Source organism: Streptomyces humidus (assembly GCF_014649655.1).
Lineage (GTDB): Bacteria > Actinomycetota > Actinomycetes > Streptomycetales > Streptomycetaceae > Streptomyces > Streptomyces humidus.
In genome coordinates this window covers 1-19,206 of sequence record NZ_BMTL01000006.1, presented here as the reverse complement: position 1 = coordinate 19,206, position 19,206 = coordinate 1, and the positions used below count along the sequence as shown (strand labels likewise).

At 73.5% G+C, this 19,206-nt stretch carries 15 protein-coding genes and 1 rRNA gene; 5 read left to right on the top strand and 11 right to left on the bottom strand.

Annotation, left to right across the window (positions count from 1 at the left end; translation table 11 throughout):
* The first annotated feature begins 407 nt into the window (after positions 1 to 407).
* The 3 genes from IE239_RS08070 to IE239_RS08060 all read left to right on the top strand — a co-directional run bounded on the left by IE239_RS08070 (position 408) and on the right by IE239_RS08060 (position 5,376).
* Entirely contained in the window at positions 408 to 2,210 is a 1,803-nt protein-coding gene (locus tag IE239_RS08070) for a glycoside hydrolase family 15 protein (RefSeq protein WP_190148852.1), read from the top strand.
* A 104-nt stretch (positions 2,211 to 2,314) separates the two neighbouring features.
* Positions 2,315 to 3,697: an FAD-binding oxidoreductase gene (locus IE239_RS08065; protein ID WP_190148582.1), complete on the top strand. Its 1,383-nt coding sequence runs from the start codon at positions 2,315 to 2,317 to the stop codon at positions 3,695 to 3,697.
* A gap of 35 nt (positions 3,698 to 3,732) precedes the next feature.
* Entirely contained in the window at positions 3,733 to 5,376 is a 1,644-nt protein-coding gene (locus IE239_RS08060; RefSeq protein ID WP_190148581.1) for a PucR family transcriptional regulator, read from the top strand.
* Between the two features lie 249 nt (positions 5,377 to 5,625).
* On the opposite strand, the gene IE239_RS08055 is transcribed toward IE239_RS08060, so the two are convergent.
* The 5 genes from IE239_RS08055 to IE239_RS08035 all read right to left on the bottom strand — a co-directional run bounded on the left by IE239_RS08055 (position 5,626) and on the right by IE239_RS08035 (position 11,000).
* Complete coding sequence (locus IE239_RS08055) at positions 5,626 to 6,756, bottom strand: glycosyltransferase family 4 protein (protein ID WP_190148580.1); 1,131 nt, start codon at positions 6,754 to 6,756, stop codon at positions 5,626 to 5,628.
* A gap of 301 nt (positions 6,757 to 7,057) precedes the next feature.
* Positions 7,058 to 8,776: a DNA repair protein RecN gene (recN, locus tag IE239_RS08050; protein ID WP_190148851.1), complete on the bottom strand. Its 1,719-nt coding sequence runs from the start codon at positions 8,774 to 8,776 to the stop codon at positions 7,058 to 7,060.
* A gap of 121 nt (positions 8,777 to 8,897) precedes the next feature.
* Entirely contained in the window at positions 8,898 to 9,803 is a 906-nt protein-coding gene (locus IE239_RS08045; RefSeq protein WP_190148579.1) for an NAD kinase, read from the bottom strand.
* Positions 9,800 to 10,615 carry a TlyA family RNA methyltransferase gene (locus IE239_RS08040; RefSeq protein ID WP_190148578.1) on the bottom strand — a complete coding sequence of 272 codons (816 nt, stop codon included), beginning with the start codon at positions 10,613 to 10,615 and terminating at the stop codon, positions 9,800 to 9,802. Before IE239_RS08040 ends, IE239_RS08045 begins: the two co-directional genes overlap by 4 nt.
* 7 nt (positions 10,616 to 10,622) lie before the next feature.
* On the bottom strand, positions 10,623 to 11,000 hold the full coding sequence (locus tag IE239_RS08035; RefSeq protein ID WP_229877945.1) for a hypothetical protein: 378 nt from the start codon (positions 10,998 to 11,000) through the stop codon (positions 10,623 to 10,625).
* Positions 11,001 to 11,042: 42 nt separating this feature from the next.
* Between IE239_RS08035 and IE239_RS08030 the strand changes: the two genes are divergently transcribed.
* Positions 11,043 to 11,390 carry an SCP2 sterol-binding domain-containing protein gene (locus IE239_RS08030; RefSeq protein ID WP_190148577.1) on the top strand — a complete coding sequence of 116 codons (348 nt, stop codon included), beginning with the start codon at positions 11,043 to 11,045 and terminating at the stop codon, positions 11,388 to 11,390.
* Here the strand turns inward: IE239_RS08030 and IE239_RS08025 are convergent.
* The 4 genes from IE239_RS08025 to IE239_RS08010 form a co-directional block, all read right to left on the bottom strand.
* Positions 11,374 to 12,258, bottom strand: coding sequence for an ABC transporter ATP-binding protein (locus IE239_RS08025; RefSeq protein WP_190148849.1), 885 nt, complete (start codon positions 12,256 to 12,258; stop codon positions 11,374 to 11,376). The genes IE239_RS08030 and IE239_RS08025 overlap by 17 nt on opposite strands.
* A gap of 26 nt (positions 12,259 to 12,284) precedes the next feature.
* Positions 12,285 to 13,343 carry a FecCD family ABC transporter permease gene (locus IE239_RS08020; protein WP_190148576.1) on the bottom strand — a complete coding sequence of 353 codons (1,059 nt, stop codon included), beginning with the start codon at positions 13,341 to 13,343 and terminating at the stop codon, positions 12,285 to 12,287.
* Positions 13,340 to 14,383: a FecCD family ABC transporter permease gene (locus tag IE239_RS08015; RefSeq protein WP_190148575.1), complete on the bottom strand. Its 1,044-nt coding sequence runs from the start codon at positions 14,381 to 14,383 to the stop codon at positions 13,340 to 13,342. The genes IE239_RS08020 and IE239_RS08015 overlap by 4 nt, the downstream gene beginning before the upstream one ends.
* 105 nt (positions 14,384 to 14,488) lie before the next feature.
* Complete coding sequence (locus IE239_RS08010; protein ID WP_190148574.1) at positions 14,489 to 15,517, bottom strand: HAD hydrolase-like protein; 1,029 nt, start codon at positions 15,515 to 15,517, stop codon at positions 14,489 to 14,491.
* Between the two features lie 74 nt (positions 15,518 to 15,591).
* Between IE239_RS08010 and IE239_RS08005 the strand changes: the two genes are divergently transcribed.
* Positions 15,592 to 16,875: a DUF1015 domain-containing protein gene (locus tag IE239_RS08005; protein ID WP_190148573.1), complete on the top strand. Its 1,284-nt coding sequence runs from the start codon at positions 15,592 to 15,594 to the stop codon at positions 16,873 to 16,875.
* A 59-nt stretch (positions 16,876 to 16,934) separates the two neighbouring features.
* Here the strand turns inward: IE239_RS08005 and IE239_RS41650 are convergent, their stop codons facing one another.
* Entirely contained in the window at positions 16,935 to 17,723 is a 789-nt protein-coding gene (locus tag IE239_RS41650) for a tetratricopeptide repeat protein (RefSeq protein ID WP_229877943.1), read from the bottom strand.
* Positions 17,724 to 19,099: 1,376 nt separating this feature from the next.
* Positions 19,100 to 19,206: ribosomal RNA gene (gene rrf / locus IE239_RS07995) — 5S ribosomal RNA — on the bottom strand; the annotation flags it as partial.

The following is a 19,206-nucleotide window of genomic DNA, read 5'->3' as shown; positions in this document are numbered from 1 at the left end:
GGTCCACGGGCTACCAGGGTATCAGCGCCTCGGATGGACGGCTTCCGGCCACGCTCCGCGCACAACCCGACACGGAAGGCCGGTTCCGCACCGGTTCCTCACCTGTTGCTCACCCGTTCGGCCCAGCCGCGTTGTCGGGAGCGGCACGCAGATCATCTACGTGCGTCGTATCCTGCTCGGACACTCACTGCCGAGCCCGGTCGGCAAGACGGCACACCCCCGCCCGTCCCCCACCGGCACAGCGAGAGCTCGTCGGTTCGTTGAGCAATAATCGGCGTTTTGCCCTGAGGGCCGAGCTGCTGCTTTGCTTCAGCGCTCAACAACGCATGACAAACGATCCCTTGACCGCACTAGCGACAGCCCCCGTGTCCCATGGGGGTGACGTGGCCGTTCGACTGGAGTTGCACGTGGCCGGGCGCATCGAAGACTACGCACTCATCGGAGACATGCAGACCGCCGCCTTGGTCTGCCGTGACGGGACAGTGGACTGGCTGTGCCTGCCCCGCTTCGACTCGCACGCGATCTTCGCCGGTCTGCTCGGCACCGAGGAACACGGGTTCTGGCGCCTCGGTCCGGCGCACGCCTCCGACGCGCCGCCGCCGCGTGCGGCCCGGCGCACTTACCGCGGCGACTCGCTGATCCTGGAGTCCGAGTGGGACACCCCGCGCGGCACGGTCCGGGTGACGGATTTCATGCCTCCCCGCGACGGCGCGCCCCAGCTGATCCGGATCGTCGAGGGCGTATCGGGCCGGGTGCCGATGCGCTCGGTCCTGCGGATGCGGTTCTCCTACGGCCGGGTGGTGCCGTGGGTGCACAAGCACGAGGGCCGCACGGTGGCCGTGGCGGGCCCGGACTCCGTGTGGTTCGACACCGACTGCGAGACCTACGGAAAGTCGCTCACCACGTACGCCGACTTCACGGTCGCGCCCGGCGACCGGATCGCGTTCACGATCTCGTGGGAGCCCTCGCACAAGCAGCCGCCCCCGCTGCCGGAGCCGGAGCAGTCCCTGGAGGCGACCGAGGAGTTCTGGCGCGAATGGGTCGAGCACTGCACGTACCACGGCCCCTACCGTGAGGCGGTGATCCGCTCCCTGATCACGCTCAAGGCGCTCACGTACGGCCCGACCGGCGGCATCGTCGCCGCCCCCACGACGTCCCTGCCGGAGGACATCGGCGGCGTCCGCAACTGGGACTACCGCTACACCTGGCTGCGCGACGCGGCCATCACCCTGTCCTCGCTGCTGCGCACCGGCTACCGCGAGGAGGCCCGCGCCTGGCGCGAGTGGCTGCTGCGCGCGGTCGCCGGCGACCCCGAGAACCTGCAGATCATGTACGGCATCGCCGGCGAGCGCGAGCTCGGCGAGGCCGAGCTGGACTGGCTGCCCGGCTACGAGAACTCCGGCCCGGTCCGGGTCGGCAACGGCGCAGCCCACCAGCTCCAGCTGGACGTCTACGGCGAGGTCACCGAGGCCCTGCACCTGGGCCACATGACCGGTCTGGCCCGCAACGACTACGCCTCCCTGCTCCAGCTCAAGCTGATCCGCTACCTGGAGCAGCACTGGGACGAGCCGGACGAGGGCATCTGGGAGGTGCGCGGCCCCCGCCGCCACTTCGTGCACTCCAAGGTCATGGCCTGGGTCGCGGTCGACCGCACGATCAAGCTGATCGAGTCCGGCGACGCGGACGGCCCGCTGGAGAAGTGGCGCGAGCTGCGCGACGACATCCACCGGGACGTGTGCGAGAAGGGTTACGACAAGGAGCGCAACACCTTCACCCAGTCCTACGGTTCCAAGGAACTGGACGCCTCCCTGCTGCTCATTCCGCAGATGGGCTTCCTGCCCCCGGACGACAAGCGGGTGATCGGCACCATCGAGGCGATCCAGCGCGAGCTGTCCACCCCGGACGGCTTCATCCTGCGCTACCCGACCTCGGGCGGCGACGAGGGCGTGGACGGCCTCCCGGGCGACGAGGGCGCGTTCCTGGCCTGCTCGTTCTGGATGGCGGACGACCTCGCGATGATCGGCCGGGTGGACGAGGCGCGCAAGCTCTTCGAGAAGCTGCTCTCCCTGCGCAACGACCTCGGGCTGCTCGCCGAGGAGTGGGACCCGCGCCTGCAGCGCCAGGTCGGCAACTTCCCGCAGGCCTTCAGCCACGTCCCGCTCATCGACACCGCGCTGCGGCTGACGGCGTCGGGCGCGTACGGCGGCTGACCCGGCCCTCGGCGGGGCGGCGGCGTCCGGCGGCACGACAGGCCCGCCGGACGCGTCGCGCCTAGGCTGGTCCCATCAGCCCCTGCACGGAAGGGGGTGCCACCATGGCCTCCCCATCGACGACGGAGGCGGCTCTGACCGCGCTCCGCGAGGATCTGGCCGGCGACGTGTTCACACCGGGGGACTCGGGCTACGACGAGGCCCGCACGGTGTTCAACTCGATGATCGACCGCCGTCCGACCGTGATCGCCCAGTGCACGGACGTCTCCGACGTGGTGCGCGCGGTGCGCTTCGCCCGCGACGACGACCTGCCCGTCGCGGTGCGCGGCGGCGGTCACAGCGTCGCCGGCATGGCCCTGGGCGACGGGGCCGTGGTGGTGGACCTGCGCCACATGCGCGCCGTCACCGTCGACCCCGTGGCCCGCACGGTCCGGGTTGCGGGCGGGGCCACGATGAGCGATCTGGACCGCGCCTGCGCGCCCTACGCCCTCGCCACCACCGGCGGCCGGGCCTCCACCACCGGCGTCGGCGGCTACCTGCTCGGCGGCGGCACCGGCTGGCTGGACCGCCGGTTCGGGTTGGCGGTCGACAACCTCGAGGGCGTCGACCTGGTCACCGCCGAAGGCCGGCAGGTCCACGCCGGCCCCGACGACGACCCCGACCTGTTCTGGGCGCTGCACGGCGGCGGAGGCAACTTCGGCGTCGCCACCGCCTTCACCCTCGCGCTGCACGAACTGCCCGAGTTCTCCATCGCGCTGCTGTTGTACCTGCCGGAGCACGGCCACGAGGCGGCCCGCACCTACCGGGACGTGATCGCCTCCGGCCCGGACGAGGCGGGCGGCGCGGTGCTCTATCTCACCGGCCCGCCGGCGGAGTTCGTCCCGCCCCACCTCGTCGGCACGCAGCTGTGCGGTGTGCTGCTGACGTACACGGGCGCCGAGGCCGACCTGCGCAAGCTGGCCGAGCCGCTGCTGGCGCTGCCGCACGAGGCGGAGGTCGTCGGCGCGATGCCGTACGCGGACGTGCAGTGCATGCTCGACGACCCGCCCGGTATGCGCAACTACTGGTCCGCGGAGTACCTGACCGGCGCGCCGGACGACTTCGTGGACGCCTTCTGCGGCCTCGCGCAGACGCTGCCCGTGCCGACCGGCACCATGCACGCGCTGTTCCCGCAGGGCGGCGCGATCGCCGCCGGTCCGCACGAGTACCCCGTGCCCTACCGCGACGCACCGTGGGCCGTGCACCCCTTCGGGCTCTGGGAGGACCCGGCGGACGACGAGCGGTGCATCCGGTGGGTGCGCGACGTGCGGGCCGCGGTGCAGCCCTGGAGCACGGGCGCGGTCTACCTCAACTTCATCGGCGACGAGGGAGCCGACCGGGTCGTGGCCGGCCTGGGCGCCCGCAACGCCCGGCTCCTCGCGGACGTGAAGCGGCGGTACGACCCGGACAACGTGTTCCGCTTCAACCACAACATCAGGCCGGCCTGAGCGCGGCCGGCATCGGCGCAGGTAGCGTCCGCTGCATGGACAGCCGCGCGGACCACCGATTCGACAGCCGGAGCGCCGGCATCACCGTGCGGCGGGCGCTGGAGCTGCCCGGACTGCGCAGCGGGCTGCCCGAGGTCCTCGCGGGCGGCGAGCGGCTGGACCGCACGGTGCGCTGGGTGCACGCGGGCGAGGTCCCGCACATCGCCTCGCTGCTCAAGGGCGGGGAACTCCTGCTGACGACGGGCTACGGTCTCGGCACCCGTCCGGCGGAGCAGCGGGCGTTCGTCCGCACCCTGGCCGAGCGGGGCATCGCGGCCCTGGTGATCGAACTGGGACCGCGCTTCGACCGGCTGCCCGCCGCCCTGGTCGAGACCGCGCGCACGACCGGGCTCCCGCTCGTCCAACTGCACCGCGAGGTGGCGTTCGTGACGGTCACGGAGGAGGTCCACACCGAGATCGTCAACGGGCACTACGCGCTTCTCCAGCAGGCAGAGGAGGTGCACCGGCGCTGTACGCAGGCCCTCCTCGGCGGCGGCGGGATCCCGCAGGTGCTGGGCATCCTGGCCGACTTCGGCGACAACCCGGTGTTCCTGGAGACGACCGACGGACGGCTGCTGTACGCGGCCGGGGAAGGCCCCCAGGGCGCGGATGCCCTCCAGGTGTGGGAGGGGCTGCGCGGCCCGCACAAGGACGCGCCGCCGCCCGCCGGTTCGGTGCTGGTGGACGTGCCCGGGGGCGGGCCGGGGGCGGGCGCGGTGCGCGCCAGGCTGGTGCAGCTGCCCGTGCGCGGCCCGCTGGCCCCCGTGCACCGGATCGCGGCCGAACAGGCGGCCGGGATCCTGGCCGTGGTGCTGATGCAGGCCCGCCAGGAGGAGGAGCTCGCCGCGCGCGGCCGGGGCGACTTCCTGACCGACCTCGCCGAGGGCCGGATCGCCGCGGAGGACGCTCCGGCGCAGGCGCGGGTCCTCGGTTTCAGGCCGGTCGCCGGCCCGCTGCTGCCGGTCGTCATGCGGCTGGGTGACGGCGTCTCCCCCGGCGGGGGCTGGGCGGTGCTGGCGCGGGCGGTCGCGGAGGAGCTGGCGTCGGTGGGCGTGCCGGTGCTGCTGGGCGTCCGGCCGGTCGAGGGCCGGGTGCCGGTGCTGCTGGGCCTGCGCTCGGAGTCGGAGCGGCCCGCGGTGGCGGACCGGGTGGCGGCGGCGCTGCGGGCCGGGGTGGAGCGGGCCGGGATGCAACGGCCGGGGGCCGCGCCCCCGGTGGTGGTCGTGGGGGTGGCGGGCGGCTGGGCGGCCGCCTCGGCGGGGCTTCGACACGCCGCGGAGGCGGCGACGGCCGCGCACGGCCTGCCGGACCGCCCCTGGTACGACGCCCGCCGCCTCGACATCGACCTGCTCCTGTGGCGGCTGCGCGACCACCGCGACCTGGCGGCGTTCGTGGACCGCGCGATCGGCCCGGTCCGCGATCACGACCAGCGCTCCAGACCGCCGCTGCTGCCGACCCTGGAGACGTATCTGGCGCACGCCGGCCGCAAGGCGGAGACCGCCCGCGAGCTGCATCTGAACCGTCAGACCCTCTACAACCGCCTCGCCCGCATCGCCGAGTTGCTCGGCACCGACCTCGACGACCCCCAGACGGTCCTGGCGTTGAGCCTGGCGCTACGGGCACGACGGCACGTGCCGTGACGCCGGGAAGGAGCCGCCGCACCGCCGTCCACCGGCGGCCCTCCACCGTCTTCGGCCGCCCGCAGACGGCCGGGCGTCGGCGGCGGACTGCTTCCGGGCCGTCGACTGCGCGCGGTCGACGGCCCCCGCCATCGGACCCGATGCCCCGTGCCCGTGCCCGATGGCCCATGCCCGACGCCCGTGGGCTCTCTCTCGGCGCCGGTCGTCCGTCGCCACGGATCCTCGGGCCCGACGGCCGGTTCCCGCGTCTCAGATCATCGGGCGGGGCTGCGTCAGCTCGTCGTACACGCTGAGCACCTGGGCGACGGTCTCGTCCTCGGTGGGCCAGGTGGCCGCCTGCCGGGTGCCCATGTCCCTCAGGCGTTCGGCCCGTTCGGGATCGCCGAGCAGCCGGACGACGGCGGCGCCGAAGGCCTTCGCGTCGCCGGACGGCACCAGCTCGGCCGCGTCGCCGACGAGCTCTCGAACGCCTCCGGCCGTAGCCGCGACGAGCGGCACACGCGCGTGCAGGGCCTCCTGCGCGAGCACCGACCGCGACTCCCCGCCGCCGGGCAGCAGCGCCAGGTCGGCGGCGGCGAGCAGTTCGCTCACGTCGTCACGCGGCCCGACGAGTCGCACCGGCAGTTCCTCGTCCTCGATGCGCCCCTGCAACTCGGCCCGCTGCGGCCCCTCCCCCACGATCACCACCAGGGGCGCCGGATCCAGCTCGCGCCACGCGCGCGAGGCGTCCAGCAGAAGGCCGTGACCCCGGTGCCGGTCCAGTGGGCCGACCGCCATGAGCAGCGGACGGCCGATCGCGCCGAGTTCGGCCCGCAGCTTGGACGGCGGCTGCTCGCACTCCTCCCGCGGACTCCCGCCCGGCCGGGACCGGGGCAGCGTCACCGCGGCGAGCCGCGCGTCACGGGCGCCGGTGCGACGGGCCCGGTCGACGAGGTCGGAGGTGGTGCCGAGGACCACAGCGGCCGTCCTCGCGACCCGTCGCTCCAGCAGCCGCAGCAGGTGGGCTCGGGCGCCCTCGGCGTGCGCGCGGTTGTGCCAGGTGACGACGAGCGGGGTGCGCCGGCCGCTGAGCGCGAGGACGGCGCGGAAGGAGGCGTGCAGTCCGTGGGCGTGGACGAGGTCGGCGTTCGTGCAGACCGCGCGGAGCGCCGCGACGGAACCTGGATCGCTGCTGCGCGGCACGTGCACGTGTTCGGCGCCCGCGCCCGTGAAGTCGTAGATGTCATCGGATTCGATGGGGGCGCAAACTGTCACCCGCACGCCCCTCGCGACGAGCCCCGCGGCCAGGGAGCGCACGTGCACGCTGCTGCCGGCGTTGCCGCCGCCCAGCACCTGCACGGTGCGCAACGACGACTGGCCGTGCGGTGAGGGGGTGCTCACGTGGCCGGGGCTCCTGGTTCGGCGTCGGACGGTCACGGAGAAACGTACTGGGACCGGGCGGAGGGGTGGACCGCTGACGTTCCTCCACGTGTTACGCCCAAGGATGCCAGGACGTACGGGTGTTCCGTGCCCTCCGGCCTCCGGGCGACGGCCCGTACGCCCCCATGCTTCACCCACGCGAGTGAAGCCGATCGGCCATTTGTTCGATTCTTTGGCGCGGCAGATGGCATGCCGTCAGGGTGTCGAGGGCGGCCCCGGCCGACGGATCCGGTCGACGGATCCGGCGGACGGTCGTGCGCGGCTACCCGTCCGCGCGAGCGGCGGCGAGGAGCTCCTCCGCGTGGGCCCGTGCCGTCTCGGAGTCCTCCTGGCCGGCCAGCATGCGGGACAGCTCGCGGATGCGCTCCTCGCCCTCCAGGACCTTCACACCGGACCGGGTGACCGACCCGTCGTGGGTCTTCTCGACCAGCAGCTGCCGGTCGGCGAAAGCGGCGACCTGCGGAAGGTGGGTGACGACCACCACCTGAGCGGTCCTCGCCAGCCGCGCCAGCCGGCGCCCGATCTCGACGGCGGCCTTGCCGCCCACGCCCGCGTCGACCTCGTCGAAGAGATACGTCGGCACCGGATCCGTCCCCGCGAACACGACCTCGACGGCCAGCATCACGCGCGAGAGCTCACCGCCGGACGCGCCCTTGGCGATGGGCCGCGGCGGGGCTCCCGGGTGCGGGGCGAGCAGCAGCTCGACCTCGTCCACGCCGGCCGGCCCGTAGGCGACCGGACGGCCGCCGACCTCGACGCCCTCCGGGTCCTCGGTCTGCCGGATGTCGAACGACACACGCGCGTGCGGCATGGCCAGCGAGGCCAGCTCGGCGGTCACGGCCGCGGCGAACCGCTCCGCGGCCTCGGCGCGTGCGTCGGTCAACGCCTGCGCCAGCCCGCCGAGCTCGGCCCGCAGCGCGTCCCGCTCGGCGGTCAGCTCGTCGACGCGCCCGTCGTCGCCGTCCAGCTCCGTGAGCCGGGCGGCGCTCTGCTCGGCCCAGGCGAGCACGGCGTTCATGTCCGGCCCGTACTTGCGGGTGAGGGCGGTGAGCGCGGCCCGCCGCTCCTCCACGGCCGACAGCCGCAGCGGATCGGCGTCCAGGTCGTCGGCGTACCCGGCGAGCTCGCCCGCGACGTCGCCCAGCAGGATGCCGATCTCCCCGATCCGGTCGGCGAGCGCGGCCAGCGCCGGGTCGTGCGACCGGACGGCCTCCAGGGCCCGCTGCGCGCCCGCGACGAGCGTCGTGGCGTCGATGCCCTCGGGGTCCTCCGGATTCCCGGCCAGCGCGGCGTGCGCGGCCGTGGCGGCGGACGACAGCGCTTCCGCGTGCCCGAGCCGCTCGGCCTCCTCCGCGAGCTCGACGTCCTCGCCGGCGCGCGGTTCGACGCCGGCGATCTCGTCGAGCCCGAAGCGCAGCAGGCCGGCCTCCTGGGCCCGCTCCCGCGCGCGGGTGACGATCTCGTCCAGCTCGACGGACACCGCCCGCAGGCGCCGGTAGGCCTCGGTGTACTTGGCGAGCGGCACGGTCACCGCGTCGCCCGCGTACCGGTCGAGCGCCTGCCGCTGCCGGGACAGCTTGAGCAGTCCCTGCTGGTCGGTCTGCCCGTGCACGGCGACCAGTTCGTCGGCGAGCTCGGCGAGCACGCCCATGGGCACGCTCCGCCCGCCCACATGCGCCCGCGACCGTCCCTCGGCGGAAACGGTACGGCTGATGAGCAACGCCCCGTCGTCGAGCTCGGCGCCCGCCTCCTCGGCCCGCAGGGCCACGGCGGCGCCCGGAGGCACCGTGATCCGCCCCTCCACGACCGCCTTCTCCGCGCCGATCCGCACGAGCGCGGGATCAGCGCGTCCGCCCAGCAGCAGTCCGAGGCTGGTGACCACCATGGTCTTGCCCGCGCCCGTCTCACCGGTGACGGCGGTGAAGCCGGGCGACAGCTCGACGACAGCGTCGTCGATGACTCCGAGCGACCGTATCCGCATCTCCTCCAACACGGAGAAGACCTTACGAGGTCGGGGAGGGAAAGTGCGAGGCACCCTGTCACCCGGGCGAGTGGACGGTCCCCGTTCCCCGCGGACCGCCGACTCCCCTCCCCGCGGGCCGCTAGCTCCGCGCCCCGCGCCATCCCGCGACGGGCAGGGCGAACTTCGCCACCAGCCGGTCGGTGAACGAGGCGTGGTGCAGCCGGGCGAGCCGCACCGGCACCGCGCCCCGCCGCACCTCGACCCGGGCCCCCGGAGGCAGCTCGAAGGTCCGCCGTCCGTCGCACCACAGCACGCCAGGCGGGATGTGCGGCAACAGTTCCACCGCGAGCACCGAGTTGGGCGAGGTGACCAGCGGCTTCGCGAACAGCGCGTGCGCGCTGATCGGCACCATCAGCAGCGCCTCGACCTCGGGCCACACCACGGGCCCGCCGGCGGAGAACGCGTACGCGGTGGAACCGGTCGGCGTCGACAGGACGATCCCGTCGCAGCCGAAGCCGGTGACCGGCCGCCCGTCGATCTCGAGCACCACCTCGAGCAGCTTCTCGGCGCCCGCCTTCTGCACGGCCGCCTCGTTCAGCGCCCAGTCGGTGTGGACGATGTCCCCGTTGCGGTGCACCACGACGTCGACGGTCATGCGCTCCTCGACCTCGTACGCCCTGGTCACCACCCGGTCGACCACCTTGTCGAGGTCGTCGCGCTCGGCCTCCGCGAGGAAGCCGACGCTCCCGAGGTTGACGCCGAGCATCGGCACCCCGGACGCCCGCGCGAACTCCGCGCCGCGCAGCAGCGTGCCGTCACCGCCGAGGACGATGAGCAGCTCGCACCCCTCCAGGCACTGTGGGGTGGCCTCGGCGACCAGTTCGACGTCGTCGGGCACATGCAGGTCGGATGCCTCGTACTCCAGGACGCGCACCCCGATGCCCTCGCGCAGCAGTCCCTTGACCACCAGTTCGGCGCTGCGGATGGCTGCGGGCCGCCCGGTGTGGGCGAGCAGGAAAACAGTACGAGCTCGGTTCTGACTCAACGCGGCCCCTCCGCTACTGCACGGTCGACGTCGGCCGGGTCCGGGGCAGGCGCCCCGGCCCGAAGCCACAGAAAGTACTCGACATTGCCCGAAGGCCCGGGCAGGGGACTGGCCGTGACGCCCCGCACCCCGAGTCCCAGGTCCCACGCCTTCGCGGCCACGCCCCGCACGGCTTCCGCCCGCAGCTGCGGGCTGCGCACGACGCCCCCGCTGCCGAGCCGTTCCTTCCCCACCTCGAACTGGGGCTTGACCATCATCACCAGGTCCGCGTCCGGTCCGGTGCACCGCGTCAGGGCTGGCAGCACCAGCCCGAGCGGAATGAAGGACAAGTCCCCCACGACAAGATCCACAGGCTCCCCATCGATCGCTTCAAGCGTCAACTCGCGTACGTTCGTACGGTCCTTGACGGTGACGCGTTCATCGCTCTGCAGAGACCAGGCGAGTTGTCCGTATCCGACGTCCACGGCGACGACGTGCGCGGCGCCCGCCCGCAGCAGCACGTCCGTGAACCCGCCGGTGGAGGCGCCGGCGTCGAGCGCCCGCCGGCCCCGCACCACGAGCCCCTGGGGCACGAACGCCTCCAGGGCTCCGGCGAGCTTGTGCCCGCCCCGGGAGACGTAGTCCGGGTCGTCGGCGTCGACGGAGACGACGATCGCGGCGGCGGTCTCGACCTGCGTGGCCGGCTTCGTCGCGACGGTCTTGCCGACGCTGACCCGGCCGGCGGCGATCAGCTGCCCGGCGTGCTCACGCGAGCGCGCGAGCTTGCGGCGGACCAGCTCCGCGTCCAGACGGCGACGTGCGACTCCTGCCACGTTCGGTTCAGCTCCTACTGCCATACGAGGGTGAATGCGTCCGCCGGTCGGGCGACGGTGCGGGCGCCGGGGGTCCCGGGCGGGCGTCGAGCGCGGTGAGCGCGTCGCGCAGCCCCCGGTGTACATCCTCGTACACCTCGACGTGTCCGTCGGTGGCGAGGTGGTCGGCGTCGGCCAGCCGCTCCAGACACGCGTCCACCTCGGCGTGTCCGGTGGCGGCCCGGGGGACGGCCAGCGGCGCGGGAGCGGCCGGATCGTGCGCCCGCACCGGCTCCCGCTCGTGCGCCCGCTCGTCCTCCTGCCCGCGCTCCTGCTCCTGCCCGCGCTCGTCGGGCACGGTCGCCGCCTCCGCCTCCGCCCCCGTCTCCGGCACTGTGTCGCTCATGCCCAGACGCTACCTCGAACGCCTGGGGTACCGTCGTGCGCGATGGCCACGATCGAGGAGTGCCGCGCCGCACTCGAGAAGCTCTCCGACTCCATGCAGAGCGCCCAGGGGGACGTCCGCACGGCGACGGCCCTGGACCGCTCGGTGAGCTGTCGGATCACCGACCTGGACGTCACGTTCGCGGGCCGTATGACGGGCGGCCGGATCGTGGTGCAGGACACCTTGCAGGGCCCGCCCGCGGAGAAGGCGCAGATAAGACTGGCCATGACCGGCGACGACCTGGTGGCGCTGGTCGCCGGCGAGCTGAACTTCGCCAAGGCGTGGGGCTCGGGCCGGGTGAAGCTGGAGGCCGGCTTCAAGGATCTGTTCCAGCTCAGGAAACTTCTGTAGCCGCGGCCCTCCCGGCTCGCGCCCGCCCCCTGCGCGCCGCCGGCACCACCAGCGGCGTCCCCGTCTCGGGGTCGTCGATGACCTGGCAGCGCAGCCCGAAGACCTCCTCGACCAGTCCGGCGGTGACGACCTCGTCCGGCGCGCCCTGAGCGATGACCTCGCCGCCCTTCAGGGCGATCAGATGCGTCGCGTACCGGGCCGCGTGGTTGAGGTCGTGCAGCACGGCGACGAGCGTGCGCCCCTGTTCCTCGTGGAGCTCGGCGCACAGGTCGAGGACGTCGATCTGGTGCTGGATGTCGAGGTACGTGGTGGGCTCGTCGAGCAGCAGCAGCGGGGTCTGCTGGGCGAGGGCCATCGCGATCCACACGCGCTGGCGCTGCCCGCCGGACAGCTCGTCGACGTACCGGTCGGCGAGCTCGGCGACCCCGGTCCGCGCCATGGACTCCCGCACCACCCGCTCGTCCTCGGCAGACCACTGCCGCAGGACGCCCTGGTGCGGGTAGCGGCCACGGCCGACCAGATCGGCGACGGTGATCCCGTCGGGCGCCACGGACGACTGCGGCAGCAGACCCAGCGTCCGCGCCACCTTCTTCGCGGGCATCGACTGGATGACCTGTCCGTCCAGCAGCACCCGGCCCCGGCTCGGCCTCAGCATCCGCGACAGCGCGCGCAGCAGCGTCGACTTGCCGCACGCGTTCGGGCCGACGATCACGGTGAAGGAGTGGTCCGGTATCTCCACCGACAGCTGTTCGGCGATGACCCTCTGGTCGTAGGCCAGGGTGACGTCCTCGGCGGACAGGCGGTTCACGGCGCTCCTTGGATTGTTCCGTTCGGCCGGGCGGCTGTGGTGGTCGTCCGGCCCGGTCATACGCGGCCCGGTCATACGCGGCCGGGTCATATGCGGCCCGCCTTGCGTTCGGTGACGAGGAGCCACAGCAGGTAGACCCCGCCCAGCACGCCCGTGACCACGCCCACGGGCAACTGCCCGTCGCCGAAGAGCCGTTGCGAGGCCCAGTCGGCGGTCACCAGCAGGGCCGCGCCCATGCACAGGGACGCCACCAGGTTCGGTCCGGGCGAGCGGGTCAGCCGGCGGGCGAGCTGCGGCGCGGTGAGCGCCACGAAGCTGACCGGCCCCGCGGCGGCGGTGGCGGCCGCGGTCAGCAGCACGGCGGACACCATGAGCACCAGCCGTACGCGCTCCACGCGCACGCCCAGCGCGTGGGAGACGTCGTCGCCCATCTCCATCATCCGCAGCCCGCGCGCGTGGGCGAGGACGAGAGGCACGAGCACTCCGGCAAGCACGAGCAGCGGCCGGACCTGCTTCCAGTCGCGGCCGTCGAGGGTGCCGGTCATCCACACCACGGCGCGGGCCGCGTCGACGAAGTCGGCCTTGGTGAGCAGGTATCCGTTGACCGCGGTGGCGACGGCCGAGACGCCGATGCCGACGAGGACCAGCCGGTATCCGTGGACGCCACGCCTCCACGCCAGCAGATAGATCAGGGCCCCGGTCACCAGCCCGCCGACGAGCGCGCCCACGGTCACCTGGGCGGTGCTCCCGGAGAACAGCACGATCATCACGAGCGCGCCGGCCGTCGCCCCCTGCCCGAGCCCCAGCACGTCCGGACTGCCGAGGGGATTGCGCGACACGGCCTGGAACAGCGCCCCGCCGAGTCCCAGCGAGGCCCCCACGAGCAGCCCCACGAGCACACGCGGCAGCCGCAGTTCGTTGACGATGAACTCCTGTCCGGGTTCGCCGTCGCCGAACAGCGTCCGCACGACGTCGCCCGCCGAGATCGGGAAGTCGCCGGTGCCGATCAGCACCACGCTCGCGGCGAGCGCGGCGACCGCCAGCAGCACCACGACGATCAGCGCCCGCGGGTCGAGCCGGACGGACAGGCCGCCCGGGGTGCGCAGCGCACGGGGGCCGCGGGGGGTCTTCTGCGCGCTCTTCACAGCTGGGCCGTCCTCCGCCGTCGTACGAGAAAGATGAAGACCGGCCCGCCCACGATCGCGGTGACGATGCCGACCTGGACCTCCGACGGCCGTGCCACCACGCGGCCGACGACGTCGGAGCCGAGCAGCAGGACCGGCGACAGGATCGCCGCGTACGGCATGATCCAGCGCAGGTCGGGTCCGGTGAACGAGCGGACGACGTGCGGGACCATCAGCCCGACGAACACGATCGGCCCGCAGGCCGCGGTCGCCGCGCCGCACAGCACGGTCGCGGCGAGCATCGACAGCGCCCGGGTGCGGTTGAGGTTCGCGCCGAGCGCCGTGGCGGTGTCGTCCCCCATGGCCACGGCGTTCAGCGGCCGGGCGAGGACGAAGGCCAGGAGCGTGCCGGCCACGAGGAAGGGCAGCACCTGCCGGATGGTCTCGCCGGTCGCCGAGGACAGCGAGCCGACGGTCCAGAAACGCATCCGGGCGAGCGCCGCGCCGTCCAGGATCATCACGGCCTGGAGATAGCCGTAGAGCGCGGCGCTGATCGCGGTGCCGGAGAGCGCGAGCCGCACCGGAGTGGCCCCCCGGCTGCCGCCCAGGAACCAGACCAGCGCGCCGACCGCGGCCGCTCCGCAGAACGCGAACCACACATAGCCGCTCAGGCTGGTGACGCCGAAGAAGGAAATGGCGGTGACGACGGCGGCCGACGCGCCCGCGTTGAGGCCGAGCAGTCCGGGGTCGGCCAGCGGATTGCGCGTCAGCGCCTGCAGGACGGCCCCCGACAGGCCGAGCGCGGCCCCGACGAGCAGTCCGAGCACGGTCCGCGACAACCGCTCGTCGACGACGACGTCCGCGTACGTCCCCGAGTCCTGGAACAACCCGTGCCAGACCTGCGCGACCGACAACTCCTTGGCCCCGACGGCGATGCTCGCCACCGCGACCAGCATCAGCACCGCCACGGCGGCCAGGAGTCCGGCGGAGCGGACCGCCCGGCGGTTCGGGGGCACGGAGGCGGGCTCCGCGCGCGCTACGGGAACACTGTCGACCAACACGCAGTTAGGTTAGCCTACCCTCGCAACGACGCCAGGCCCCCGGGCCCCCGGCCCTCACATCCTCCGGCCCGTCAAGCGCCCTTCACGCCCCCGCGCCCCCACGCCTCACAGGCCGAGCCGTGCCAGCGCCTTCCCCGCGTCCAGCGCACAGGCCCCGTCCCCGGCCGCCGTCCAGGCCGCCGCGCACAACGCCCGCAGCCCGTCCAGCGCTTCGCCCTCACCCGCGAGCTCCAGCCGCTCCGACCCCGCGGTGGCCGTCCAGCCGCCGCACCGGAACCCGTCCCCCTCCACCGCGACCTCCGGCTGCCCGGCGAGCAGCCCACGCAGATCGGCGTCGACATACGTCGGCCGGTGCTGCGGCGGCGCGGCGAGCAGCTGCGGCCCGTCGGTGACACCGGTGAGGACGAGCAACGAGTCGACCTCCCCGTTGAACGCGCCCTCGATGTCCGTGTCCAGCCGGTCCCCGACGACCAACGGCCGCTCCGCACCGGTGCGCAGGATCGTCTCCCGGTGCATGGGAGGCAGCGGCTTGCCCGCGACCTGCGGCTCGGCGCCGGTCGCGATCCGCACGACCTCCACCGCGGCGCCGTTGCCCGGCGCGATGCCCCGCCCGCTGGGAATCGTCAGATCCGTGTTGGACGCGAACCACGGCACCCCGCGCGCGACGGCGTACGAGGCCTCCGCGAACCGCCCCCACGGCAGGTCCGGACCGCCGAAGCCCTGCACCACGGCCGCCGGTTCGTCGTCCGCCGACTCCACGGGCACGAGCCCCCGCTCACGCAGTGCGACCCGCAGCCCTTCCCCGCCGATCACCAGCACCCGCGACCCCGCCGGCACCTGCTCGCTGATCAGCCGCGCGACCGCCTGCGCCGAGGTGATGACGTCCTGCGCGCCCGTCGGTATGCCCAGCTCCGTCAGATGGGCGGCCACGGCGTCCGGCGTGCGCAGCGCGTTGTTGGTGACGTACGCGAGGCGCATGCCGCCCGCCCGCGCGGAGGCGAGCGAGTCGACGGCGTGCACGATCGCGTTCCCACCCGCGTACACCACCCCGTCGAGGTCGAGCAGAGCCGTGTCGTACGCCTCGCTCAGGGCCTGCCCACTGGCCTCGGGCCTCGTCCTGACGCTCCGGCTCATTTCCACATCTCTCCTCGCTCGATCCGCTTTCCCTCGATCATCCCGCACGCCACCGACACACGTACGATGCCGGGATGAACACAGCAGGTCCCTCCGAGGCGACGGCGCCCAGAGGCCTGGAACTCACCCCGTTCCGAGGCCTGCGCTACGACCCCGACCGGGTCGGCAGCCTCGCCGCCGTCACCTCCCCGCCGTACGACGTCGTGGTACGCCCCGACGGCCTGCACCACCTCCAGGACGCGGACCCGTACAACATCGTCCGGCTGATCCTCCCTCAGGCCGCCACGCCCGCCGCCCGCAACGAGCAGGCCGCCGGCACCCTGAGCCGCTGGCTGTCCGAGGGCGTCCTGAGGGCCGACCCCGAGCCCGCCCTGTACGTCTACGAGCAGCGGCACGGCGACGGCATGCTCCAGCGAGGGCTCATCGGCGCCCTGCGCGTCTCGGAACCCTCGGAGGGCGTCGTCCTGCCCCACGAGGACGTCATGCCGCACATCGTCGCGGATCGCGCCGCCCTGATGCGCGCCACCCACGCGAACCTCGAGCCCCTCCTGCTCACCTACCGGGGCGGCGGCGCCGCGGCCGAGGCCGTGGACCGCGCGGCCGCCCGCCCCCCGCTCCTGTCCACCACCACCGAGGACGGCTACAGCCACCGCCTCTGGGCGATCACCGACCCCGCCGAGACGGCCCGCGTCCAGCAGGACCTCTCGCGCCGTCAGGCCCTGATCGCCGACGGCCACCACCGCTGGGCGACCTATCTCCGGCTGCGCGCGGAGCACCCCGAGCCCGGCCCCTGGGACCACGGTCTCGTCCTCCTGGTGGACACCGCGCGCTACCCCTTGCGCGTGCGCGCCATCCACCGCCTCCTGTCCGGCCTGCCCGTCGCCGAGGCACTGGCCGCGCTCGACGGGCACTTCCGCGTCCGGTCCCTGGACGTGGAACTCTCGCAGGCCCTGGACATCCTGGCCGACGCCGCCTGCGCGGGCAACGCGTTCCTCCTCGCGGGCGACGGCGCCTTCCACCTCGTCGACCGCCCGGACCCGGCCCTCCTCGCCCGCACGGTCCCCGCCGACCGTCCGCAGGCCTGGCGCACCCTGGACGCGACGGTGCTGCACGCCACGCTCCTCGACTGCATATGGGGCATCCCGGAGGACGACCCCGCCCGCATCGCCTACATCCACGACACCGCCGCGACCGTGCGGAAGGCCGAACGCGACGGCGGTACGGCGGTCCTGCTGCACCCCGTCCGCGAGGAGGTGGTCCGCGACCTGGCCCGCCAGGGCGTCACCATGCCCCGCAAATCGACGTCGTTCGGCCCGAAGCCGGCCTCGGGACTGGTCCTGCGCGCACTCGACGCCTGAGCCTGAACGCGACGGAGGGGCGGGATCCGGTGTCACCGGGTCCCGCCCCTCGTCATGCGTCAGACCTCGTCGCGGTCGGCCTTCGCCTCGGCGTCGGACTCGGACTCGGACTCGGCCGCAGCCTCGTCTTCGTCCTCGACGTCCACCGCAGCCTCCTTCACGACGACCTCGTCGACCTCCTCGGCGCCGTCGGCCTCGTCGGTCTCCTCGGCGCCGTCGGCAGCTTCCTCGTCCAAGGCGTCGACGAAGTCCACCCCGTCCAGCTCGGCGAGCCGGTCGGAGGCATCGGTGCTGCCGTCCCGGTCCGCCTCGACGGCCTTGGCGAACCACTCCCGCGCCTCGCCCTCGCGCCCGGCGGCGAGCAGGGCGTCGGCGTACGCGTAGCGCAGCCGCGCGGTCCACGGCTGGACGGAACCGGCCGCCAGCTCGGGGCTCTGCAGCGTCACGATGGCAGCGTCCAGCTGTCCCATGTCACGACGGGCGCCGGCCGCGACGAGCCGCATCTCCACCTGCCCGGCCTTGTCCAGCTTGTGGACCTCGGGGGCGCCGGCCATGTCCAGGGCCTTCTCCGGCCGCCCGAGCCCTCGTTCGCAGTCGGCCATGACGGGCCACAGCTCCACGGAGCCGCTCATCCGCCGGGCCGCCCTGAACTCGGCGAGCGCCTCGCTGTACTTCTGGTTGGCGTACGCGGCGAACCCGCCGGCCTCCCTGACTGCGGCGACACGCGAGGCGAGCCGCAGGGCCACCTTCGAGTACGCGTAGGCGCGCTCGGGGTCCTCGTCGATCAACCGTGCGACCATCACCAGGTTCTTGGCGACGTCGTCGGCGAGCGTCTTGGGCAGGCTCATCAGCTCCTGCCGTACGTCCTTGTCGATCTCCTCGCCCGTGACGTCCTCCGGGATCGGCAGCCGCTTGATCGGCTCGCGGTCGCGGTCCCGGTCGTCGCGGAATCCGCCACCACCACGCCGGTCGTCCCGACGGTCGTCGCGCCCGTCCCGGCCACGGAAACCACCGGGCCGTCCGCCACGGTCGTCCCGACGGGGACCACGGGGGGCAGCACCACGGTCGTCCCGCCCACGGAACCCACCACGGTCGTCACGCCGGTCATCACGCCGGTCATCACGGCGATCATCCCGGCGGAACGCCGGACGGTCCCCCCGGTCGTCCCGGCGGAAGCCGGGACGGTCGCCCCGGTCACCGCGGTCGTCGCGCCGGAACGCGGGACGGTCACCGCGGTCACCGCGCTCAGCACGGTCGTCGCGACGGAAGCCCGGACGGTCACCGCCACGGTCGTCACGGCGGAAGCCCGGACGGTCACCGCGGTCGTCGCGACGCGGCCCCCGGTCCCCGCGGTCATCGCGCTGGAACGCCGGACGGGACCCCCGGTCCCCCTCGCGCCGGTCATCCCGCCGGTCGTCACGACGATCATCCCTACGGCCGAAACCCCCACTGTCACGGTCGCGGTCGCGGTCACGGCCACCGAAGCCACCACCACGATTGTCGTCGCGGCGGAACGCCGGACGGTCCCCCCGGTCGTCCCGGCGGAAGCCGGGACGGTCGCCCCGATCTGCACGGTCGTCGCGCCGGAACACGGGACGGTCACCGCGGTCACCGCGGTCACCGCGCTCAGCACGGTCGTCACGGCGGAAGCCCGGGCGGTCTCCGCCACGGTCGTCGCGACGGAAGCCCGGGCGGTCTCCGCGGTCGTCGCGACGCGGCCCCCGGTCCCCGCGGTCATCGCGCTGGAACGCCGGACGGGACCCCCGGTCCCCCTCGCGCCGGTCATCCCGCCGGTCGTCACGACGATCATCCCTACGGCCGAAACCGCCACCACCACGGTTGTCGTCGCGGCGGAAACCACCACGGCTGTCGTCCCGACGGTCATCGCGGCGGTCGTCCCGACGGAAGCCCCCACGATCGTCACGGCCGCGCTCGTCACGACGGTCGTCGCGGCGAGCGAATCCCCCACGGTCACCGCGGTCGTTGTCGCGGCGGAAGCCGCCACGGTCGCCGCGGTCACTGCGGTTGCCGGCACGGTCCCCACTGTCCCGTCGCCGCTGGTCGCGCTCAGGTCGGTCGTCGGGAGAGTTGGTGGACATGGGTGACTCCTGTCATCGGTACAGCAAACATTCTCGCGCACCCGTGTACCCGGCGCGCTCCAGAAAAGCAAAAAGGACCCTTGGTCCCAGCTGAACGCTGGGACCAAGGGTCCTTTCCAAAGATTGTTCGGCGGCGTCCTACTCTCCCACAGGGTCCCCCCTGCAGTACCATCGGCGCTGTAAGGCTTAGCTTCCGGGTTCGGAATGTAACCGGGCGTTTCCCTCACGCTAT